Raw genomic sequence first — 20,302 nt, forward strand, 5'->3', positions numbered from 1 at the left:
CCTTTTCCACATGCAAGGATTCACGGCAGGATTGGCAAGTTAATCTCCTTGGTATTCTTGCCTTCTCCGGTCTTCATAATCATGTTCATCGATTCCGGCTTATCGAGCAGATTGCTGCCGAAATAATGTTCAAAGCCCTCATCGGTTCCAGTACCTGTCGGTGACCATATCTCGGTGGTTCCGTACTTGGCTGTCGACTGAATTTCATTCCTGTGTACAGCGCCAGATATCTTTTGCCTGTTCTCCCATGTAATCTCAGACTCGTTTTTAATTTTGACTACAGTGCGGATCATCAAGGGAGAGAGCTCAACCTGCTCGAGCGTCACTTGAATCCCCTCCAGCATGAAATCCTCCCCCGGCCGGACAATAACTGTCTGTTGCTTTTTGAATTTCGGGTCAAGCTTGAAGCTGATCTTGAGTCTCGGAGAATAATGCACATCGGCTACATTGACACCCTTCGCCAGATCTTTCATTTTCCCTTTATCCATTGAGGCAATCTGGAAATCCGCTTCCAGCTCCTCCGGGAACGGCTTGCTCCGGTCCAGAAGGATGGCGCCGCGCCCGTAAAAAATACGCTTATCATCGTGTCCATTGTTTTTAGCATGGGCGCCGATCCCGCCCCCGTTCTCAAGATCATAGCCGGTTGCCGGATTCTTGATTCTCGCACTGTTAACACTATAGATCTCCTGTCCTTCCGCGACAATGGCTGTATACAAAAAGATGATTTTATTCTCATCCGCCGTTACTGCATTCAGGGTAATCCGGTAATCCCCGCTGGCTACGCTTTGATTAATTTCCTGAATATAGCCGTGCCGGATGGCCGTATCCAGTGTAGGTGCCTCTGAATCAGAAGAATAGAGCCGCTTGAACATTTCCAGCCCGCCCCAGTTCACTTCTCCGGCAGGTCCGGCAGCACGAGGTGCCGCATCATGAATGACCGGAATGAGGAACAGAATGATTGCGGCAACCGCGGCTGCGGCTAATCCGAGGAAGGAGCCTTTGGTGAGTCTGCCCTGCCAGCTTTTTCGGCGTCCGCGCTCGATTCCCGCCTGAACAGCCTGCCTAATCTCATTGCCTCCGGCGTCCGCTCCGGCTTCCTTGTGTATACGTGCCGCATCCGTCAGCATCGCCTGCTCTTCTCTACTACTGTCCATCCCACTCACCCCGGTTCTTCATAATGGTCCTAAGCTGCTTCAGCCCTTTGTGCTGCCAGGTTTTGACGGTCCCCTCCGGCTTCTTAAGCAGCACCGCGATCTCGGCCAAGGTCATGTCGTTATAATATTTGAGCAGCAGCACATGGCGGTATTTCACCTTCACCTGCGAGAGCGCCCACTGCATTTCCATAGATTCGGTACTGTTATGAATGACGGCCTCCTGCATATGTTCTGCCGCTGTGGGAACCGCCTTCTTCCTTCTGCGTTGTTCGTCAATGCAGACATAGATTAGAATCCTGATCAGCCAGGATTTGAACGCGCCTGAGTCCTTAAGGGTCCTTCGCTTCATCCACGCCCGGCAAGTCGTCTCCTGCAACGCTTCCAGCGCGTCATTGCGGTTGCCCAGATAACTGTAGGCAATAGAATATAACTGGTCGCTGTGCTCCATCACCGCTTTGACGAAATCTGTCTCTTCAAGGGGCACAGCGGCAGTGACCCGCTTCATCTCTGCGCCTGACATCGTCATCTCTCCCTCTCCTCTCCATCTTTTTTTACATGAATTAGACGGAGAGGTTATGCAAACAGTTTTAGTCTGCGGCAATTATTTTATAATCCTCATGAACAACAGAAAAGCCGCAATCCCCGTTGCCGGGAATATTGCGGCCTTTCTTGTTATATAGGAAACTATAGTTTCCTGCTGCTGTGGAGAAGGTGTGTTGGACCAAATGTATGTGAAAAACAGCATACGTTGTGCTCCCAAGCAGGCACTCGGCCTGAATGTATGTGGAAAACAGTATACATTGTACTGCGCGCAGGCATATGGCCCGAATGTATGCGGAAAACAGTATACATTGTACTGCGCGCGGGCGTATGGCCAGAATGTATGCGGAAAACAGTATACATTGCACTGGTGCGAAGGTAATCCTATTCATCCGTTAGGATGACTTAGTTCTGTAGATTACTTCACTTCTCGATAGGACACACCTAGAGCACCCAATTCCCCTTGCGGAACACCGGCTCGATCGTACCGTCGGCCAGTTCCCCGTCAATATCAAGCGCATCGGAGCCGACCATGAAATCGACATGCGTGAGGCTGACATTGGCACCTCTGGACAGCAGCTCCTCACTGGTCATGGAAGTGCCACCTTCAATATTGACCGGATAGGCACTGCCCAGCGCGAAATGACAGGAGGCATTTTCGTCAATTCCGGTGTTATAGAATACTCTGTTCAGCCGGGAGATCGGCGAGTCATGCGGCACCAGCGCCACTTCTCCGAGGTATGAGGCTCCTTCATCCGTATCCAGCAAGGAAGTCAGGTGCTCACGGCCGGATTCAGCGTCATACGCTGTAACCTTGCCGTTTGTGAAGGTAACAGTAATTCCGTCGACGAGCCGCCCGTTCAGGTTCAGCGGAAGCGTACTCTTGACCGTACCATTTACGCCGGTGCGATGAGGCATCGTATAGATCTCTTCTGTAGGCATATTCGCTACAAAATAGACGCCGCGCGCATTCTCCCCGCCGCCGCCCCGCCATAAATGGCCTTCCGGCAGCTCGACACGCAGATCCGTGCCCGGAGCGCGGTAATGCAAGCTTTTGTAACGCTTGGCGTTCATCCGGTCCTGGCTCTGCTTCAGCTCGCCGATATGACTGCGCCAGGCGGCTACCGGGTCTCCGCTGTTCACACGGTTCATCTGGAACACCGCTTCCCACATCGCATCGATCCGCTCTTCCTCCGGCAGATCGGCGAACACCTTGTCCGCCCAGGCACGTGTCGGCGCCTTGATCAGCGACCAGCTGATTCTACTGTTGCGGGTGTAGGCCTGGTACTTCTTGCGCGCAACCGCAGCCGCCTTAACGGCAGTGGAGACCTTGGCCGAATCGATCCCGCGGAATAATTCCGGGTCCGGCACCTTTATATGTAATATAGCCCCGCCTTCTTCAGCGAATCCCTCCAGCATATCGGCATGCCACTGCGGATAATACCCGAACGATTCCTCGGGAGCCTTCTCGTAACGGATGCGTGTGACCGCTTCATCGTCCCAGTCTACAAGCACGTGTTTCGCTCCGGCGTCATAGGCCTTGCCTACAATCAGCCGGGTAAGCTCCGCTGTCTCCAGCGGGGCGTGAACCATCAGCACTTGTCCCGGCTGCACATTCACACCGACCTTGACTACCAGCTCTGCGTATTTCTCCAGCATCTGCTCAAAATCCTTCATTTCTTCTCTTCCTCCATATCTTCACTGTCTCTGTATAATTATAGCGGAAGACCGGGAAGATGGCACCTATCTATGCTCTATATACAACCGGAAGCTGAGCATAATGTAATCCCTCCGCTTCCGGCAGCGCTTCCGCTACTGCTTATCCACCTGAAGTAATTGAATGGTCTTCACATCATACGTATGGGCGATTTTCTCTTCCGCGATCACTTTCAGCTTCGTCAGGCTGGCCACCTTGGCCGGATCTGCCCGGGAGAGCAGTCGCCACAGTTCGGGGTCGGACAGGGTCTGATAGAGCTTGTCGTCATCATATTCCTTACGGTTCTGAGTGACCAGCTTCACCTTGTAGCTGCCGAACACCGCCTCGGTCTGCCCCGCTTCATTGATATGGGCAAGGATCTCCTGCCGGAGTCCGGCCAGCTCCTTTTCCAGCTCCTTCTGCTTCACCTTGAGCTTGTAATACTGTTGAACCTTCTTTTCCATATAGTCCTCACGCTCCTCTCCTAACATGTCTATGCGGGAAAGAACGGTTAGAATGATTAATTCTGTTGAGACGGTTTATGTTTAATTCTATAATGAAGTCGTTGTGACAAAATACTGACAGCAGGTGAACCCATGTTCCAGACTTATCTATTTCCGATTTCCTATGCATTCATGGCTTTTCCGGTTGCGGCGCTGTTCTTCACCTTGCCGCTGCTGATCGTGCAATACCGCCGGCACGGGTATATCAATAAAATCCGGGCCTTGGTGCTGTATTTGCTACTGCTGTACCTGCTTAACGCATTCTTCCTGGTCCTGCTTCCCTTGCCTGATTCCAGGCATAATGCAGCCCCCGCCGGGAGCATGCTCCAGTTCGTGCCGCTGCAGTTCATCCAGGATATTCTGCACAATACGCCAATTACGCGCAGCGACCCTTCCAGCTACCTTAATGTGCTAACCGGAGCGGATTTTCTGCTGGCGGCCTTCAATGTACTGCTGACCGTACCCTTCGGTATGTTCCTGGGCTACTACTTCCGCACGCGCTGGGTGGTCTGCATTATTCTGTCCTTTGCGCTGTCGCTGTTGTTCGAAATTACGCAAATTACAGGCATTTACGGGTTCTTCGACCACCCCTACCGGATCTTCGATGTCGATGACATGATCACGAATACGCTGGGCGGGATGATCGGATTCAAGCTCTCCCTATGGATCTCCGGCCTGCTGCCGAGGATTGAGAAGCTTGACAGCCAAGAGGACCTTTCCGCCAAAAGAGTGACCTACACCCGCCGCGCCCTTGCTTTCCTGCTGGATTCCATCCTGCTGCTCGCGGTGACCATTCTCCTCAATCTGCTCTCGCTGAGTATTTCGTTGTGGGCAGTTAGTATGGTCTATTTCCTGAGCATTCCTCTGCTCACAGGCGGGCGCACCTTCGGCAAATGGGTCGTGCGTATCCGGCTTAGGAGTGAAGACGGCGGCCCGGCCAGACCCTGGGGGGTATGGGCACGATATGGATTACTCTATGGCGTCTTAGGCGGAATGAATTCCCTGATGCCTGACTCCTCCTTCTTCGTCTCTATCGGCACAGCGCTGGCTGCTCTTGTGAAAATAGTCATCCTCTTGGCAGATTTGGCCTTCTTCATCCATCTGGTGCTCCGGCTGATTAAGCGTGACCGTCCACTCATCTATGAAGAGCTTAGCAGAACCCGCAATGTAATCAGCTGGCCGGAGCGGCATCAGGCAGCGGCCAGCGTGACCGGGGGCAGCACAACAAACAATGAATAGAGGTACAACATCCTTATGAATAATAACGACTTCACCCGTATATCCCCTGCTCCAAATGAGCAAGAGTGGTTAATAGAAGCAGACATCACCAGTATTCAGGAGCAAATGGCACAAGGTAACCTAACCTCCGAAGTGCTGGTAGGCTGGTATTTGGAAAGAATCAACCGGTTGGACGGTCTGCTCTGCTCCGTACTGGAGGTGAATCCAGAGGCTCTTGCGATTGCCGCGAGGCTCGACCAGGAACGAAGGGATCAGGGCAGCCGGGGACCGCTGCACGGTATTCCGGTCTTGGTCAAAGATAACATCGGCACAGCAGATCAGCTGCACACCAGTGCAGGAGCCTTGGCGCTTGCCGATTGCATAGCAGCAGAAGACGCTGAGCTTATCACACGGCTAAGGGCAGCCGGGGCAGTGATTCTGGGCAAAGCCAATATGACCGAATGGGCCAATTTCATGTCGCCGGCGATGTGGGCCGGATACAGCTCGCGAGGTGGACTTGTACTGAACCCTTACGGACCCGGAGAGCTGTTCATTGGCGGCTCCAGCTCGGGAAGTGCGGCTGCGGTTGCCGCTAACCTTGTCACCGTCGCCGTGGGCACGGAGACCTCTGGCTCCATCATCAGCCCGGCGGCCCATAACTCCCTGGTCGGCCTGAAGCCTACCTGGGGACTGGTCAGCAACAAGGGCATTATACCGGGAATCGCCAGCCAGGACAGCGCTGGTCCGATGGCCAGAACGGTCAAGGACGCTGCACTCCTGCTTAACGTATTAGCCGAGAGCGCTGACTTTTCTTCCTCTGCTGTACCGGATTATTCGGCAGGTCTGGAGCTTCATGCACTGGCAGGCAAGCGGATCGGAATTCCGCGATTCTATTATAAGGATCTGGATCATGAAGCCTTGGATATGATGGAATCTGCCATAGCGGTCCTGAGAGAGCTGGGGGCAGAAATCATTGAACCCGTGGAGCTTCCCTGTCAGGATGCTGAATGGAAGGCTACGATTCTGCAATATGAATTCAAGCGGGGATTGAACCGCTATCTGGGAAGCCTGCCGGAATCCGCTCCTGTGCATTCTCTGCAGGAGCTGATAGATTTCAACCAGCAGCATGGCGAACAGGCGCTGAAATATGGCCAAGGAAAACTGGAATGGCTGAACACCTCCGGGGATGATATTACAAAGCAGGAATACCTGAAGCAGCTGCATTATTCCCGTTCACTGGCCGGTAAGCAGGGAATCGATTATGCCCTGGAGCATTACGGTCTGGATGCGCTCCTGTTCCCCGGAGATCACGGATGTGAAGTAGCGGCAAGAGCGGGTTATCCGCTGATTACAGTTCCTGCCGGCTATACCTACTCGGGTATTGTTGCGCCAGGCGGCTATCTTACCAAGGGACCGCAGGGTATCACCTTCTGTGCTTCAGCACATAGTGAAGCTATGCTGCTAGGGATTGCGTATAGTTACGAGCAGGCTACGAAGCACCGGCGGTCGCCGGTGCTGGAGCCAGGCAGCTCGTCAGATTAACTGGTTAGCCTCCGCTCAGCCGCTGACACAATCACAAAAGGCGGTATCCCGAACTCCGGGATACCGCCTTTTGTATATCATATCTATACACTCTGTCTATGCTTCCGCCGTATCCGCCAGATGGAGGACCACCGGGCAATGATCGCTGCCTAGGACATTACATTCAATTCCGGCGTCCAGCAGACGCGGGGTCAAGCGCTCTGAAGCGAGAAAATAATCGATCCGCCAGCCCACATTCTTCTCTCTGACCTTAGGCATGTAGGACCACCAGCTGTAGGCACCCTCCAGCTCAGGATAGAACCATCTGAAGGTATCCACGAAGCCGGCTGCGAGCAGCGTGGTCATTTTGCCGCGTTCTTCGTCGGTGAAGCCTGAATTCCCCCGGTTCGATCTCGCATTCTTCAGGTCAATCTCCTGATGCGCCACATTCAGATCCCCGCACACGACAACCGGCTTATGCTCATCCAGCTTCAGCAAGTAGGCGCGGAACCGGTCCTCCCACTCCATCCGGTAGTCCAGCCTCGACAGATCGCGCTTGGCATTCGGCGTATACACATTCACCAAATAGAAATCAGGGAATTCCAGGGTGATAATCCGCCCCTCATCCTCCGTCTCCTGCTCCAGTCCATATCGTACGGATAGCGGCTTGATTCTAGTGAATACAGCCGTACCTGAATATCCTTTTTTGAGCGCATAATTCCAGTACCCGGCATATTCTTCCCCGTGGTCCAGAACAATCTGTCCCTCCTGGAGCTTCGTCTCCTGCACACAGAAGATGTCTGCGTTAACCTCCCGGAAATACTCATTAAACCCTTTATTCACACAAGCTCTCAGACCGTTCACATTCCAGGATACCAGCTTCATCGTTGTCATTTCCCCTTACCTGTCACTAGATTACATCCAGTGTACCATAGATCCGGGTTGTCTATTTGTCTATGAATCTGCCGGCATCCTATTGAAATGTGTGAATCTCCCATGGCATACGTTACAGCAATCATAGTTTTGCCGAATATACTATCCTATCACAAGGAAAAGGAGGACATTACAATGGCTATCCTATTACCGCAACAATTCTTCAATCTGCCGGCTTCTGTAGGTAAATCTTACTATGAAAATCTGGCAGGTGGCATCAACGCAGCTGTGACGGTAAACAACAATTCCGGGTTCCCCGTGGATCTCGTTATTTACCGCGTCAACGCTCCAGTGGTCACTTATCTGATCCCTGCATTTAACAGTCTCACTCTATCTGTTCATGCCCTGCTTGTCGCCGGACTTCTCAGCACAGCTGCCGGTGCAGTCTTCGGCACCATCGAAGTGGCAACCTCTGATTTCTAATCTAATGTAAGAGTATCCCCCTCATGCTCTGTTGACTATTTTTGGACTTCTCGCTATTCCGGGGAGTCCATCTTTTTGTCGTTTCAGGACAAATACGATCCATTCCGCTTATTTGATTGAATCTCTCAATTCAGAAATATATTTTGCAATCTTTAGATTAATCTCTCATTTATATAAAATTTATGATATAGTTGATGAGGAAATGATAAAATATACCAGAAAAGAGGCTATTATGAAAAAGATTTTTCTGCTTTTATTTGCGGTGCTCATGATCCAGCTCCCTATTGCTTCTGCAACATTTGCATTTGGAGAACGTCTCACGGTTCGCGAAAGATTTATTGGGAATGCGAGCCCGCTAGTATCAAACAACATGAAATATATCCTGAATTTTATGCCTTCAGGAGATATACAGTTATGGAATAATCACAAACGCACCATGATATGGCACACCAATACCAGCGACTTTAGAATATCCCAGCTCGCTATTGATCAATATAATGGCAGACTTAAGTTAATGGATTGGAATAATACTCCATTTTGGACGTCAGACAATAATGCATGGGCTACAGCGTGGTACGGACAAGGGAATGTACCAGTCAACCTCGTGGGTGACCTGCTAATCGTTCAAGATGACGGAAATTTAGTTCTTTACAACACAAAGAACGTGGGTTTAGGCTGGTATCCTGTCTGGGCTTCAAATACAGCCGGTCAATAAGTATCATCAAGTCCTCCTAGTAACATGAATGCAAACTTTTCAGCCCTTTCCCTTCCCAGCAGGAAGTGGAAAGGGCATTATTTACGTTCCGGGACATTTCTCATGCGCCTCGCTGCGGGTTGGCCCCGGCTGTTAGGCGGCTGAAGATGTTTTGTGCGCCGTTTGGGCGGATGGTATGTGCTTTTACAAGGCAGTCTCTGATTCAGGCATAGGTCCGATATAAGTAGATTGTGGCCGGAAAATCCGGTTATGGGCTGACTGCTCCAGCAAATGGGCCGTCCAGCCGACAATTCTTCCCGCTGTGAATGTAGGCGTGAAGATCTCCGGCGCCAGCTCCAGCGCCTTCAGAATAGCCGCAGCATAGAACTCAACATTGGTGAACAGGCGGCGGCCCGGCTTATATTCCTCCAGAAGCGCTATCGCTGTAGCCTCCACATGAAGCGCAAGATCAAAGGAAGCATCCTTGCCGACCATCGTAAGGGTCGCAATCTGCAGGGCTTCCGCCCGCGGGTCCTTGGTCTTGTAGATCCGGTGCCCGAAGCCCATCAGCTTCTCCCCGGCCTCAAGCTTCTCTCTCAGCCAAGGCTCCGTGCGTTCCTTCGTCCCGATCTCCTCCAGCATCGATATCACTTCATACGGCGCGCCGCCATGCAGCGGACCCTTCATGGCCCCGATCGATCCGGCTACGGCCGCGCACATATCCGATTCCGTGGACAGCACCACCCGCCCGGCGAAGGTAGAGGCATTCATGCCATGCTCCATGCACAGGATCATATAGGCGCTAAGCGCCTTTACATGAGCCTCTTCAGGCAGCTTGCCTGTGAGCAGATACAGATAATTCGCGGCATGGCCAAGCTCAGGAAGCGATTTCAGCGGCGGCAAGCCCTGAAGGCTGCGGTACCGGTAAGCTATGATCGCCGGTAGCATTGCCGTCAGCCGCACGGCTTGCTTCAGTGTGGGCGGCCAGGTGGCGTTCTCCTCATCCCCAAGCGCAGCCACTGCACTTTGTAATACCAGCATCAGTGGTACAGACGCCGGATACAGATCAAGCATCTTGCAGAGATATTCAGGAATCGCTCTCTCCGCTGCCATCTGCACCTTGAGCTGCGCCAGTTCCTCCGCATCAGGCAGATGTCCGTTCCAGAGCAAATAAGCAACTTCCTCATAGCTTTTGCTCACCGCAAGCTCCTTCGCCCAATACCCGCGGTACACCAGATACCCTTTCTCCCCATCTACCAATCCAATTGCTGTCTCTCCGGCAACTACGCCTTCTAATCCCGTTACTTTAGCCATTATATCTTTACCCCTTTTCCGGTCCCGCAGGAAGAAATTCATCATATTAGGAGTATAAACTGCAAAATCTATATTGCATATTTATAGTTTTTTATGAATCAATAAGAAAATTCTATCACCTGTATTACTTAGGTTCCATGAGCTGCTTCAGCTTGGCTTCTGTACCAGAGTCACCGGCTGGCGTGTAGATGCTACAGCGCAGATCCGCTGCACCTTGTACTTGTAGGGAGGTTAGATGGAACAGCATTTTGCCGGCTTTGGCATGCCGGAATTCCAGTACAACATCCGGCGCGGAGCTGACCCGGCTCTCTTCCCATAAATGATTGAATTCAGGATGCCGCTCCTTCATCTCCGCAATGAATTCATCGTACCAGCGGTCCTCCAGGTATTGCCCGTAGTAGGCGCGGAAGATCGATAGGTATCCCCGGACGAACTGCTCCCAATTCACAGCCAGCCGCCTGAACTCCTTGCGCTCGAACAGCAGTGAGATCATATTGCGCTGCTGCGGAGCCAACTTGGCGAAATCAAGAAACACATGCGCCGCTGCCTCATTCCAGCCCACAATGCCGCAGTGCCGGTCCGAGATGATTGTCGGGCAGGTCTTCAGCTCCTGCAATATCTTCTGCAGAGACGGATGAATCACCGAAGGCTCCTCTTGGGTATAGTCCGTGACTCCCTGCCCGTTCTCCAGCGCCAGAGCGAACAAGTAACTCCGCTCATCCTTCGTCAGTTGAAGTGCTGCAGCAATACAATCAAGAACGGATGGAGACACTTTAATATCCCGCCCTTGCTCCAGCCAGGTATACCAGGTGCTGCTTACTCCCGAGAGCTGCGCCACTTCCTCGCGCCGGAGCCCGGGCGTCCGCCTGCGGGTGCCCTCCGGGAGGCCCGCCGCTGCCGGGGTGATGGCCGCGCGTCTTGCTTTCAGGAATTCTGATAATGCTTGCAGCCTGTTCTGATTGGACATCATGCTTCCTCCTGCCTTACAGTTCGTCTGTCTGTTAGTGTAGTAGTAATTATACTAGTATAAACTACAACTTGTAATAGGATAAGCAACATGAAAAAATAAGCTTATTCAGATTAACAGGAGGAATAGCAGATGGAACGTGTCGTGATTACAGGAATGGGTATCATCTCCCCGCTTGGCAATACCGTGGACCAGTTCTGGAGCCGCCTTACGGCAGGAGAATCGGGGATTACGCCGATTGATTCTTTTGATACCACTCACTTCAAAACCAAGATTGCCGGCTCGGTACAGGCCTTCGACCCGGATGCCAGATTCGGGCGCAAGGAAGCCCGGCGAATAGACCGGTTCAGCCAGTTCGCGCTTGCTGCCGCAGAGGAAGCCTGGACGCATTCCGGTCTCCGGCTGGAGGAGCTGGACCGGGAACGGCTGGGCGTCTATGTAGGCTCCGGCGTAGGCGGTATCCAGACATTGATGGACCAGGGCGAACTGCTGCGTTCCCGGGGGCCGGAGCGGGTAAGCCCTACCCTGATCCCGATGCTGATCTCCAATATGGCGGCAGCCATGATCAGCATCAAGCTGGGGGCGCAGGGGCCTACACTCTCGCCGGTGACTGCCTGTTCCATCGGGAATACGGCCATTGGCGAAGCCTTCCGCCTGATCCGGTACGGCGGGGCCGATGTAATCATCGCCGGAGGGGCGGAAGCGGCGGTGACCGAGATTGCCCTGGCCAGCTTCGGGAATGCGACCGCTTTGTCTACACGGAACGGGGAGCCGCAGGGGGCCAGCCGGCCTTTTGACCGGAACAGGGACGGATTTGTCATTGCGGAGGGCGGAGCTATTGTGATCCTCGAATCCCTCTCCCATGCCCTGCGCAGAGATGCCGTCATCTATGGCGAGGTCACCGGATATGGCGCCAGCTCGGACGCTTATCATATGGTAGCCACCCATCCTGAGGGGATAGGAGCCTATCAGGCGATGAAGCTGGCGCTCAGCGAGGCTGGAATTAGTCCCGGAGAGGTAGATGTCATCAGCGCACACGCAACCAGCACGATCGTCGGAGACCGTTCGGAGACCCTGGCGATCAAGAAGCTGTTCGGAGAGCAGGCTTACCGGATTCCCGTCACGGCGAACAAATCGATGACCGGACATGCCCTCGGCGCAGCCGGAGGTCTGGAAGCTATTGCCCTGCTCAAAAGCCTGCAAGAAGGGATCATCCCGCCGACGATTAATCTGGAGCAGCCGGACGAGTACTGCGACCTGGATTATGTTCCTAACGTAGCCCGCCAAGCGGAGCTGAAGATCGGGATCTCCAATTCCTTTGGCTTCGGCGGCCATAACGCTGTAATCGTTCTGCGCAAGTATGAAGCATAATCGCAGCTAATTCCTATATACAGCAAACAGCGGATCTCCCATTCTAAGGGAGGTCCGCTGTTTGTAATGGTTAAGGGTATGATGCCGGCTGCGACTTGACTGTTCACGGGATCAGGTTACTTTTTCTCCGGTGACACATGGCTGCCCCAGACTGCAACGCCTTCTGCTGAAAGTGCTGTGAAGGTCATTACCTCGCTTGCGGCCGCTTCATTCCATTCCCGCAGGAACACCCCGCTGTACTCCGAACCCTCTATCGTCAGCTTCGCCATATGATCCTTGCTCAAGGACCATGTACCTGTTACTGCCCCGCTTATCGTGCCGTCTGTGTTCAGCTCTACCCTCTGCGACTCCGCCAGCTCAGCCGTAATCTCCTTGCCGTGGTTCACCAGCATGTAAGCACCCGTCACATCCTTGGCAGTGTACTTGCCTATCTTCTCGCCTCCGTAACGATGGGGTGCGACAACAGGCCAGCCTGCTTCATTCATGAACATCTGATGAACCCGAACCTCATGCTGCTCCCCAAGACCCGGGAACCGGGTATGGAAGATCAGATAATACTGCCCGCTTGTCTCGTCGTAGTACGCCGAATTATGTCCAGGGGAGACATAGCCTGTACCTGATCCGGCGGCTTCTTTAGCTGTATTCACAAATTCATAATTCCCCATCAGCTTCACGCCGTAAGGTGCGTAGGCCGGATCATCGAACAGCACTCCCGGCGTCCCCTGCGCATCCAGCATAGCCTTACCTTCCGAGTCCTCGAACGGGCCAGCCGGATGCTTGGAACGCGCTACACGGATATTATAGCCGCCATTCGCATCAAGCCCTCCGTAGGAGAGAAACAGATAGTAATAATCGGTCTCCGGGCTGTATAGCATATACGGCCCTTCAATCCGCGCATGATTCCCTCCGAGCAGCTTCTTGCCGTAGCCCTGGCCCTCCAGCGGGAAGCCCGTAGCCGGGTCTAGTTCCAGGATGAAGATGCCGCCCGAGTAGGAGCCGTAGACCATCCACAGCTTGCCGTCTTTATCAAAAAACACATCAGGGTCCACCACATTCGGCTTCTCCGTGGCATCGTACACCTCTCCATCATCCCCGATGCCGGACATTCCCGACTTCAGAATAATGCCTTTATTCTTATAAGGACCTTCAATCTCATCGGCTACGGCAATACCTAGCGCCGACAGCGGGGAATCCCCCTTGCAGGCATCGTAATACATGTAGAACTTGCCGTCTGCCAACTGAATGACATCCGGTGCCCACAGCGTATCCGACTGGGCCCAGCTAAGCGTCTCGCTAAGCTCCTCCGTTACATTCGGTATCAGCACATTATCGTCCGTCACGCCGGAAGAAATCTGCGTCCACGACATCAGGTCCTTGGATTTGGCCGAGGCCAGATGCGAACCGAACACGTAATACGTATCCTCCACCCTAATCACAGAGGGATCGTGTACAGATACATTCCCGAACTCCGGCGGCCCTTCCGGATTCCCTCCACTGCATGCCGACAGCAGGGATAAGGATATCAGCGCCGTTAAGGATCTTTTTCTCATCTCATCATAACCTCCCTATGTATACCCTTACATTTTGCTGGGCAAATGAGATTAAGTCAATACTTTTATTTATATTAGTTAGTTTTGTTTTAGGTTTATATGAAGTATAATCCCCCATATAACAAAAAAAACGCCAGGCCGATTATGGCCTGACGCTGATCTAATCAAACTTAGTATTCGCTGCTGTTGCCGACAAGTACCGGCTCTGGATAGGCATTGCTCAACACGCGGCGCTGCTTCTTCACGACATCCGGCGGCTCCACCGCTGGTGCCATCGGATGCATCAGCCAGGACTTCACAAGATGGGAGTCCGATACCTTGTACATTGGCGGTTCCTTCTCCATGTCAATCGCCATTGCATACGTGCTGCGCAGGGCGAAAGCATCCCCCTTAGGCGGCTTGATCAAGTCGGGTGGTGTGCCCGGGATCGCTGTAAGCATCGAGCCTTTGCTCTCCAGACTTGGCATGGAAGCCAGCAGGCCCCAAGTGTACGGATGTCTTGGATCGTAGAAGATCTCTTCTGCGGTACCCATTTCAACGATCTGTCCGGCATACATTACAGCTACACGGTCAGCCATTCTTGCCACAACCCCAAGGTCATGGGTGATGAAAATGATCGCTGTATCAATCTTCTTTTGCAGGTCCTTCATCAGATCGAGGATCTGTGCCTGAATCGTTACGTCAAGCGCGGTTGTCGGCTCATCGGCAATCAGGAGCTTAGGGTTAGCAGCCAGTGCCATAGCGATTACAACACGTTGGCGCATCCCGCCGCTGAATTCATGCGGATACTGCTGGAAACGGCGTTCCGGTGACGGAATACCTACCAGATTAAGCAATTCAACGCCACGTTTGTAGGCAGCTTCCTTCGTGATATTCTCATGCTTGAACAACACTTCCGTAATCTGCCGGCCAACCTTCATCATCGGGTTGAGTGAAGTCATCGGATCTTGGAAGATCATTCCGATTTCTTTGCCGCGGATTTTTTGCATCTGCTTCTCACTCTTGCCGATCAGATCTTGTCCATCGAACAGAATCTGTCCACGCTTATATTCGCCCGCAGGCTGAGGAACCAGCTTCATGACGGCTTGCGAGGTTACGCTCTTACCGGAACCGGATTCGCCAACAATCGCCAGTGTCTCCCCTTTATTTACATGAAAGCTGACACCACGGATTGCTTGAACTTCTCCTCCGCGTGTTCTGAATGATATAGCCAGGTCTTTTACCTCTAAAAGGCGCTCCATCCTGTCACCCTCTCTGTTTCTTTTCAAGTTATGATAGTGATTCCAAAAAACACGCAATACTATTATTTTATCTACCTTTAGGGGCTTACGTCAAGATTTTTCTGAAAACGTCACCGTCAAAATCATCATTCTTCGCTATGCTTATGCCTTGCCCGCTTCTTCATCAATCCCCATACAAGCGGCGGTGTTAGAATCAACATGAGCAGCAGCGACCAGCCTATGTCAGCTTCACTGACAACACCCTCATGAAGCAGACGGTAAAAAGCATACAAGGAATACGGAAATATCACAAGCAATGCTGTCACAACACCTGGGGTATACAGCTTCAGAACTATACTTTGTGCCAAATGTGTGAAGACATGCAGCAACAGCGCAGCGAGGACAGCTAAGTAGAGCCAGTAGAACTCTAAAAATACCGCAACGGAGGTTACCCCTACTATCAGAATATACACGAAGAGCACATCCATGGCAAAATTCCTCGTAGTCATGCCCATCATAGGTGCCATACGCTTCCGCAAGGAGGGGGAAAGCGATGCGGTAACAGCCGGTCCATGTTTGTTCCCCCAAGACTCCACTGTAAGAATCTCTTCAAAATCATGAAACATAAAGACTACAGGCAGCAGCCACAGCAAGCTTATTACGTCCATATGTATTTGAAGCCAGTTCAACATCATAACATCCGTCCCTTTGCCGTGAAAGTTGTCATCCGGTATGTTCTCTGCTGTCACTGTCCTGCTTGCGGGGATAACACTCGATAAAGTAAATTATATCCTAGGACCACCCAGGAAAGCGAGGTAACACTAAAATGATCATAAAACCAAGAACCCGCGGGTTCATCTGCACGACTGCCCATCCGGCAGGCTGTGCGCAGCAGGTACAGGAGCAAGTGACCTATGTACTGAATCAAAAAAGGTTTACAGGTCCCCGCAATGTGCTCGTTATCGGCGCTTCAACCGGTTACGGGCTTGCTGCCCGAATTGCAGCAGCCTTCGGTGCTGGAGCAGCCACTGTAGGTGTCTATAGGCCGAGTACAGCCAGCGAGACCCGGACCGCCTCCGCAGGCTGGTATAATTCCGCAGCGTTTGAGGAGATGGCCCACACGGCGGGCCTGCACTCCTATAGCGTGTGCGGGGACGCTTTTACCGCTGAGACAAAAGAACGGACCATCAAGTTGATCCGCAGTGAGCTTGGACAGGTTGATCTGATAATCTACAGTGTAGCCTCGGCGCGCAGAACAGACCCGCAGACCGGAGAAGTTTATCAATCTGTGTTGAAGCCCATCGGCAGCCCTTATACCAATACAACCGTTAATTTCCATACCGGAGAACTAAGCACCGTACAGATTGAACCGGCCACCGAAGCTGAAATCGATGCTACTGTTCATGTGATGGGCGGAGAAGACTGGCAGCTATGGATTGAAGCGCTTCGGGATTCCGGGGTTCTGGCAGCAGATGCGGTCACTCTCGCCTTTTCCTATGTAGGTCCAGAGCTTACACAGGCTGTCTACCGCGACGGGACCATCGGCCGGGCTAAAGACCATCTGGAAGCTACAGCCTTACAGCTGAATGCAGAATTATCACGAACTGGCGGCCGCGCCTATGTGGCAGTCAGTAAGGGTCTGGTGACCCAATCCAGCTCGGCGATTCCTGTAGTCCCGCTATACATTTCAGTACTCTATAAGGTCATGAAGGAACAGGGAGTGCACGAAGGCTGTATTGAGCAAGCCTACCGGCTGTATACCGGTTTCCTGTACAACCCTGAAGGGACTCCGGTAGATGCGCAAGGGCGCATCCGAATAGATGACCATGAGATGAGCCATGCTGTGCAGACGGAAGTGGACCGGATCTGGCCCATGCTAAGCACGGAGAACGTCTACGAATATTCCGATCTGGCCGGTTACAGACGCGAGTTCTTCCAGCTGTTCGGCTTCGAATCCGGCGGCGTTGACTATGAAGCTGACATCAGCCCGGTTGTTGCCATCCGGAACAGCAGCTACTGATTGCTGACTGACATTCATCTGGTCTGTTGTACACAATCTCAAGAGGCCGGAATCTCAGAAGAGATCCGGCCTCTTGTGTATCCTATAGTACCAGAGCCGAGAACCGCTTCCAGGACTCAGCGAGATTGTCATGCGCCCAGTTCACATGATTCTCATCCTTGTACTGGCGCGAATAACATTCTATAAGCATGATAAGGTCCAGATACAGGTCATATAGCTGCTTACGCAGCCCTTCATTCCGGCTGGCAAAAGCCGACCCGTACCCTTCATAGAACGCTGCCGAGCTCTCGAAATGCCGGAAATAATACTCCAGCAGCACATCGCCCCACATCGCCCGCTCCCAGTCAATGATGGATACGATTACCCCATCCCTTACAAAGATGTTGCCGTTCCACAGATCCCAGTGCACCAGGCGCGGCTGCGTCACTTCATCCAGAGCAGGCAGATACAGCTCCAGCACCTGTTCTATTTCCTGCTGTTCTGCGGGCAATCCTGCACCCAGTCTGACCGCATCCTGAAGCAGGTTCAGCAGCATAGACCGGAAGGTCTCCCTCCAGGTGAGCCCGCTCCCGTCAGACTCTTTGCCGAACAGCCCGAAGGCTGGCCCTTCAATCGCATTGATTCTCCGCTGATACTGACCCAGCTCGTATTCAATGGAATACCGCTGTTCCTCAGTGAGACTCTCCTTCACCTCGTTATACGGCTGCCCTTCAATCTTCTCCATGAAAAAATACGGACACGGAACCAGCTGCAGACTGTCGTCATAGCTGTACACTTCCGGCACAGGCACACCGCCAGCAGCACGTACCAGCCGGAGAGCCTCCACCTCAGCACGCATGATATCCTTCTCGTAGCTAAGAGTCTCTGTCTCCGGGTCCGGAGCCACCTTAAGAATGACGGAGCGGCCGTCGCTAAGCTCCAGGTCATAAGCCGTATTGAAGAATCCGGCAGTCAACTCCCTGCTGCTGGCGATCTGCACATCTGTCCCAAAGGCTGCGGCAGTCAAGAGACTAAGCTGCCAGTCGTTTAATTGGACTTTAGTGAAGCTCTCCACCGGTTAGACCCACCACATCTCAGACAGCGGCTCTTCGATCAGCACCTGCTTGAGATTGTCAACCGCTTTGGAGAAGCCCTCTTCAATGGACATCAAGCCGTCTTCATGCTCAATGCTGACTACAAAGTCGTAGCCTACCAGACGCAGTGCGCTCATCATATCTGCCCAGACCTTGACATCGTGTCCGTAGCCTACGGAACGGAACTGCCAGGCGCGGTCCAGCATATTCGTATAGGACTGCATGTCCGTCAGGCCATGCTTGTTGACGTTCACCGGATCAATAACGGTATCCTTCGCATGGAAGTGATGGATCGCGCCCTCACGGCCGAGAATATGAATGGCCTGTACCGGATCAATTCCCTGCCACCACATATGGCTCGGGTCCAGGTTCGCCCCGATGGCCTCTCCGGCAGCTTCTCTTAATCTCAGCAGGGTAGCCGGAGTGTGTACCGAGAAGCCTCCGTGCAGCTCAAGTCCAATCTTCACATCATGTGCAGTGGCGAAGGCCGCCTGCTCTGTCCAATAAGGAATGACCTTGTTCTCCCACTGCCAGGCCAGAATCTCCTGGTAATCATTCGGCCATGGGGCAACCGGCCAGTTCGGATATTTCGCGCCTTCATGATCGCCCGGACAGCCGGAGAAGGTATTCACAACCTTGACGCCCAGCTTCTGTGCAAGTTTCACGGTGTCTACAAATACTTCGTGATCCTTGTCTGCCAGCTCCTTCTGCGGGTGCAGCGGGTTGCCGTGGCAGCTTAACGCGCTGATGATCAAGCCACGGGATTCAATCGCGTGCTTGAATTCCTGAAGGGCCGCTTCATTCTCCAGCAGCTCTTTGGGATTGCAGTGGCTGTTTCCAGGGTACCCTCCGGTACCGATCTCAACGGCTTTCAGTCCTTTGGAGACCACATAATCCAGTGCATCCTCCAGCTTGCGGCCGCCGAACAACACCATAAATACTCCAAGTTTCATTTGCAGATTCCACCTCTCCTAAGGTTGTATTGAAGCCTGCTTAAGCTCCGTAGATATCGAAATTCTTAACCGTCTCGTTACGCTCTGCTGCTTCAAAGATCGCCTCAATCAGTCTTAGCACACGAAGCACCTCAGCATTCTTGACAATCGGCTCCGCCGTGCCTTCGATGACAGCGGCCAGATTATCATAGAAGCTGGAGGTCATCTCTAATGCCGCAGGCAGATCTTCAAGGACGGTCGAGCCTTCTGAAGGCGGGGCCATCGTCTTGGTCAAGCCTACACCTGCGCGGATCGGTGTCGGTTCAATCTTTTCCGATTCGTGGTTAGGGGCTACAATTCTGCCTCTCAGCGACCAGTCTTCAATAATAGCGGTACCCCCGGTGCCCTTCACATACCATCTTGGCATCGTAATGAAATTGGTGGTCCCTACCTCGACGATGGCTCTGATGCCGTTCTCGAACTGCAGCACCGCATCGAATCCGTCATCCACGTTATTGCCGAGGATAAAGCTCAGACTGCTGCTGACACTGCTCACCTTGCTGTCAATCATGAACAACAGCTGATCCAGCAGATGCACGCCCCAGTCCAGCAGCATCCCGCCGCCTTGCTCCTTCACATGACGCCAGTCGCCGGGAATTCCGTTGGCACCATGCACCCGGGATTCAATCTGAAAGAGTGATCCAATCGTCCCCTGCTCATACATCTCCCTGATTACGCGGAAGTCCTCATCCCAGCGTCTGTTCTGGTGCACCATCAGCACCCGTCCGGCCGCCTCCGCAGCAGCCTGCATCTCGATGAATTCTGCCGAGGACATGGCCACCGGCTTCTCACAGACTACATGCTTGCCCGCCTGAAAAGCCTGAAGGGCAATGTCCTTGTGTACATCATTCGGTGTAGCAATCAGAACAATGTCCACGGCCGGATCTGCCAGCAATTCCTCATAGCTGGAATACGCGGTGTAGCCTGCTTCCTCAGCCAGGGTGCGCCGCTCTGCCAGCAAATCGAAGGCACCGGTCACTACCACCCGGTCACTCTCTTTGATTAGTTGGGTATGGTAGCTTCCCATTCCGCCGTAACCAACGATGGCTACAGTATGTTTGATTGAACTCATGGATTCCACTCCTGTTTGTCTAATAGTCGCGTGAACCGGAA

General features: G+C 52.9%; 19 protein-coding genes. 6 read left to right on the plus strand and 13 right to left on the minus strand.

Annotation, left to right across the window (positions count from 1 at the left end; genetic code table 11):
* Positions 1-20 precede the first annotated feature (20 nt).
* The 4 genes from MKY64_RS12765 to MKY64_RS12780 all read right to left on the minus strand — a co-directional run bounded on the left by MKY64_RS12765 (position 21) and on the right by MKY64_RS12780 (position 3,854).
* Positions 21-1,154, minus strand: a complete 1,134-nt coding sequence (locus MKY64_RS12765) for a DUF4179 domain-containing protein (protein ID WP_340953346.1) — start codon at positions 1,152-1,154, stop codon at positions 21-23.
* Positions 1,144-1,680, minus strand: coding sequence for a sigma-70 family RNA polymerase sigma factor (locus MKY64_RS12770; protein ID WP_051478319.1), 537 nt, complete (start codon positions 1,678-1,680; stop codon positions 1,144-1,146). The genes MKY64_RS12765 and MKY64_RS12770 overlap by 11 nt, the downstream gene beginning before the upstream one ends.
* A 458-nt stretch (positions 1,681-2,138) precedes the next feature.
* The gene (locus MKY64_RS12775) at positions 2,139-3,371 is read right to left on the minus strand and encodes an aminopeptidase (RefSeq protein ID WP_340953350.1); all 1,233 of its coding nucleotides are present in this window, start codon (positions 3,369-3,371) and stop codon (positions 2,139-2,141) included.
* A 135-nt stretch (positions 3,372-3,506) separates the two neighbouring features.
* On the minus strand, positions 3,507-3,854 hold the full coding sequence (locus MKY64_RS12780; protein WP_340953351.1) for a hypothetical protein: 348 nt from the start codon (positions 3,852-3,854) through the stop codon (positions 3,507-3,509).
* 132 nt (positions 3,855-3,986) lie between these two features.
* Here MKY64_RS12780 and MKY64_RS12785 point away from each other — a divergent pair, with 132 nt between their 5' ends.
* A complete protein-coding gene (locus MKY64_RS12785) occupies positions 3,987-5,132 on the plus strand; it encodes a VanZ family protein (protein ID WP_209873326.1) in 1,146 nt (381 codons plus the stop codon).
* A 15-nt stretch (positions 5,133-5,147) separates the two neighbouring features.
* Entirely contained in the window at positions 5,148-6,653 is a 1,506-nt protein-coding gene (locus tag MKY64_RS12790) for an amidase family protein (RefSeq protein ID WP_340953353.1), read from the plus strand.
* A 96-nt stretch (positions 6,654-6,749) separates the two neighbouring features.
* On the opposite strand, the gene MKY64_RS12795 is transcribed toward MKY64_RS12790, so the two are convergent.
* Entirely contained in the window at positions 6,750-7,517 is a 768-nt protein-coding gene (locus MKY64_RS12795) for an exodeoxyribonuclease III (RefSeq protein WP_340953355.1), read from the minus strand.
* Positions 7,518-7,700: 183 nt separating this feature from the next.
* On the opposite strand from MKY64_RS12795, the gene MKY64_RS12800 reads away from it, so the two are divergent.
* Both MKY64_RS12800 and MKY64_RS12805 read left to right on the plus strand, forming a co-directional pair.
* Positions 7,701-7,988 (plus strand): hypothetical protein, encoded by a 288-nt coding sequence (locus MKY64_RS12800; RefSeq protein ID WP_036694360.1) that lies wholly within the window; start codon positions 7,701-7,703, stop codon positions 7,986-7,988.
* A gap of 232 nt (positions 7,989-8,220) precedes the next feature.
* Positions 8,221-8,703 carry a hypothetical protein gene (locus MKY64_RS12805; protein WP_340953356.1) on the plus strand — a complete coding sequence of 161 codons (483 nt, stop codon included), beginning with the start codon at positions 8,221-8,223 and terminating at the stop codon, positions 8,701-8,703.
* Positions 8,704-8,886: 183 nt separating this feature from the next.
* Here the strand turns inward: MKY64_RS12805 and MKY64_RS12810 are convergent, their stop codons facing one another.
* Both MKY64_RS12810 and MKY64_RS12815 read right to left on the minus strand, forming a co-directional pair.
* Positions 8,887-9,996 (minus strand): citrate synthase/methylcitrate synthase, encoded by a 1,110-nt coding sequence (locus MKY64_RS12810; RefSeq protein ID WP_340953358.1) that lies wholly within the window; start codon positions 9,994-9,996, stop codon positions 8,887-8,889.
* 124 nt (positions 9,997-10,120) lie between these two features.
* On the minus strand, positions 10,121-10,963 hold the full coding sequence (locus tag MKY64_RS12815; RefSeq protein ID WP_340953360.1) for a helix-turn-helix transcriptional regulator: 843 nt from the start codon (positions 10,961-10,963) through the stop codon (positions 10,121-10,123).
* Between the two features lie 132 nt (positions 10,964-11,095).
* On the opposite strand from MKY64_RS12815, the gene fabF reads away from it, so the two are divergent.
* A complete protein-coding gene (fabF, locus tag MKY64_RS12820) occupies positions 11,096-12,334 on the plus strand; it encodes a beta-ketoacyl-ACP synthase II (protein WP_340953361.1) in 1,239 nt (412 codons plus the stop codon).
* 116 nt (positions 12,335-12,450) lie between these two features.
* Here the strand turns inward: fabF and MKY64_RS12825 are convergent, their stop codons facing one another.
* From MKY64_RS12825 to MKY64_RS12835, 3 genes are all read right to left on the minus strand, one after another.
* Positions 12,451-13,884, minus strand: coding sequence for a glycoside hydrolase family 43 protein (locus MKY64_RS12825; protein WP_340953363.1), 1,434 nt, complete (start codon positions 13,882-13,884; stop codon positions 12,451-12,453).
* Positions 13,885-14,054: 170 nt separating this feature from the next.
* On the minus strand, positions 14,055-15,125 hold the full coding sequence (locus MKY64_RS12830; protein ID WP_036729120.1) for an ABC transporter ATP-binding protein: 1,071 nt from the start codon (positions 15,123-15,125) through the stop codon (positions 14,055-14,057).
* 125 nt (positions 15,126-15,250) lie between these two features.
* Positions 15,251-15,799, minus strand: a complete 549-nt coding sequence (locus MKY64_RS12835; RefSeq protein WP_340953365.1) for an HXXEE domain-containing protein — start codon at positions 15,797-15,799, stop codon at positions 15,251-15,253.
* Positions 15,800-15,930: 131 nt separating this feature from the next.
* On the opposite strand from MKY64_RS12835, the gene fabV reads away from it, so the two are divergent.
* On the plus strand, positions 15,931-17,124 hold the full coding sequence (gene fabV, locus MKY64_RS12840) for an enoyl-ACP reductase FabV (protein WP_340953366.1): 1,194 nt from the start codon (positions 15,931-15,933) through the stop codon (positions 17,122-17,124).
* Positions 17,125-17,206: 82 nt separating this feature from the next.
* Here the strand turns inward: fabV and MKY64_RS12845 are convergent, their stop codons facing one another.
* Genes MKY64_RS12845 through MKY64_RS12855 form a run of 3 tightly spaced genes read right to left on the minus strand, consistent with a single transcriptional unit; the run spans position 17,207 to position 20,261 of the window.
* Positions 17,207-18,178, minus strand: a complete 972-nt coding sequence (locus tag MKY64_RS12845; protein ID WP_340953368.1) for a phosphotransferase family protein — start codon at positions 18,176-18,178, stop codon at positions 17,207-17,209.
* Between the two features lie 3 nt (positions 18,179-18,181).
* Positions 18,182-19,150 (minus strand): sugar phosphate isomerase/epimerase family protein, encoded by a 969-nt coding sequence (locus tag MKY64_RS12850; protein ID WP_340953369.1) that lies wholly within the window; start codon positions 19,148-19,150, stop codon positions 18,182-18,184.
* A gap of 40 nt (positions 19,151-19,190) precedes the next feature.
* Positions 19,191-20,261, minus strand: a complete 1,071-nt coding sequence (locus MKY64_RS12855) for a Gfo/Idh/MocA family protein (RefSeq protein WP_340953371.1) — start codon at positions 20,259-20,261, stop codon at positions 19,191-19,193.
* Positions 20,262-20,302: the final 41 nt, after the last annotated feature.

It is taken from the genome of Paenibacillus sp. FSL R7-0210 (assembly GCF_038009085.1).
Lineage (GTDB): Bacteria > Bacillota > Bacilli > Paenibacillales > Paenibacillaceae > Paenibacillus_AQ > Paenibacillus_AQ silagei.

What these genes read in the sequence shown, in the direction of transcription:
- MKY64_RS12765 (WP_340953346.1), bottom strand. Translation starts at nt 1,154, where the DNA reads ATGGACAGTAGTAGAGAAGAGCAGGCGATGCTGACGGATGCGGCACGT.
- MKY64_RS12770 (WP_051478319.1), bottom strand. Translation starts at nt 1,680, where the DNA reads ATGACGATGTCAGGCGCAGAGATGAAGCGGGTCACTGCCGCTGTGCCC.
- MKY64_RS12775 (WP_340953350.1), bottom strand. Translation starts at nt 3,371, where the DNA reads ATGAAGGATTTTGAGCAGATGCTGGAGAAATACGCAGAGCTGGTAGTC.
- MKY64_RS12780 (WP_340953351.1), bottom strand. Translation starts at nt 3,854, where the DNA reads ATGGAAAAGAAGGTTCAACAGTATTACAAGCTCAAGGTGAAGCAGAAG.
- MKY64_RS12785 (WP_209873326.1), top strand. Translation starts at nt 3,987, where the DNA reads ATGTTCCAGACTTATCTATTTCCGATTTCCTATGCATTCATGGCTTTT.
- MKY64_RS12790 (WP_340953353.1), top strand. Translation starts at nt 5,148, where the DNA reads ATGAATAATAACGACTTCACCCGTATATCCCCTGCTCCAAATGAGCAA.
- MKY64_RS12795 (WP_340953355.1), bottom strand. Translation starts at nt 7,517, where the DNA reads ATGAAGCTGGTATCCTGGAATGTGAACGGTCTGAGAGCTTGTGTGAAT.
- MKY64_RS12800 (WP_036694360.1), top strand. Translation starts at nt 7,701, where the DNA reads ATGGCTATCCTATTACCGCAACAATTCTTCAATCTGCCGGCTTCTGTA.
- MKY64_RS12805 (WP_340953356.1), top strand. Translation starts at nt 8,221, where the DNA reads ATGAAAAAGATTTTTCTGCTTTTATTTGCGGTGCTCATGATCCAGCTC.
- MKY64_RS12810 (WP_340953358.1), bottom strand. Translation starts at nt 9,996, where the DNA reads ATGGCTAAAGTAACGGGATTAGAAGGCGTAGTTGCCGGAGAGACAGCA.
- MKY64_RS12815 (WP_340953360.1), bottom strand. Translation starts at nt 10,963, where the DNA reads ATGTCCAATCAGAACAGGCTGCAAGCATTATCAGAATTCCTGAAAGCA.
- fabF (WP_340953361.1), top strand. Translation starts at nt 11,096, where the DNA reads ATGGAACGTGTCGTGATTACAGGAATGGGTATCATCTCCCCGCTTGGC.
- MKY64_RS12825 (WP_340953363.1), bottom strand. Translation starts at nt 13,884, where the DNA reads ATGAGAAAAAGATCCTTAACGGCGCTGATATCCTTATCCCTGCTGTCG.
- MKY64_RS12830 (WP_036729120.1), bottom strand. Translation starts at nt 15,125, where the DNA reads ATGGAGCGCCTTTTAGAGGTAAAAGACCTGGCTATATCATTCAGAACA.
- MKY64_RS12835 (WP_340953365.1), bottom strand. Translation starts at nt 15,799, where the DNA reads ATGATGTTGAACTGGCTTCAAATACATATGGACGTAATAAGCTTGCTG.
- fabV (WP_340953366.1), top strand. Translation starts at nt 15,931, where the DNA reads ATGATCATAAAACCAAGAACCCGCGGGTTCATCTGCACGACTGCCCAT.
- MKY64_RS12850 (WP_340953369.1), bottom strand. Translation starts at nt 19,150, where the DNA reads ATGAAACTTGGAGTATTTATGGTGTTGTTCGGCGGCCGCAAGCTGGAG.
- MKY64_RS12855 (WP_340953371.1), bottom strand. Translation starts at nt 20,261, where the DNA reads ATGAGTTCAATCAAACATACTGTAGCCATCGTTGGTTACGGCGGAATG.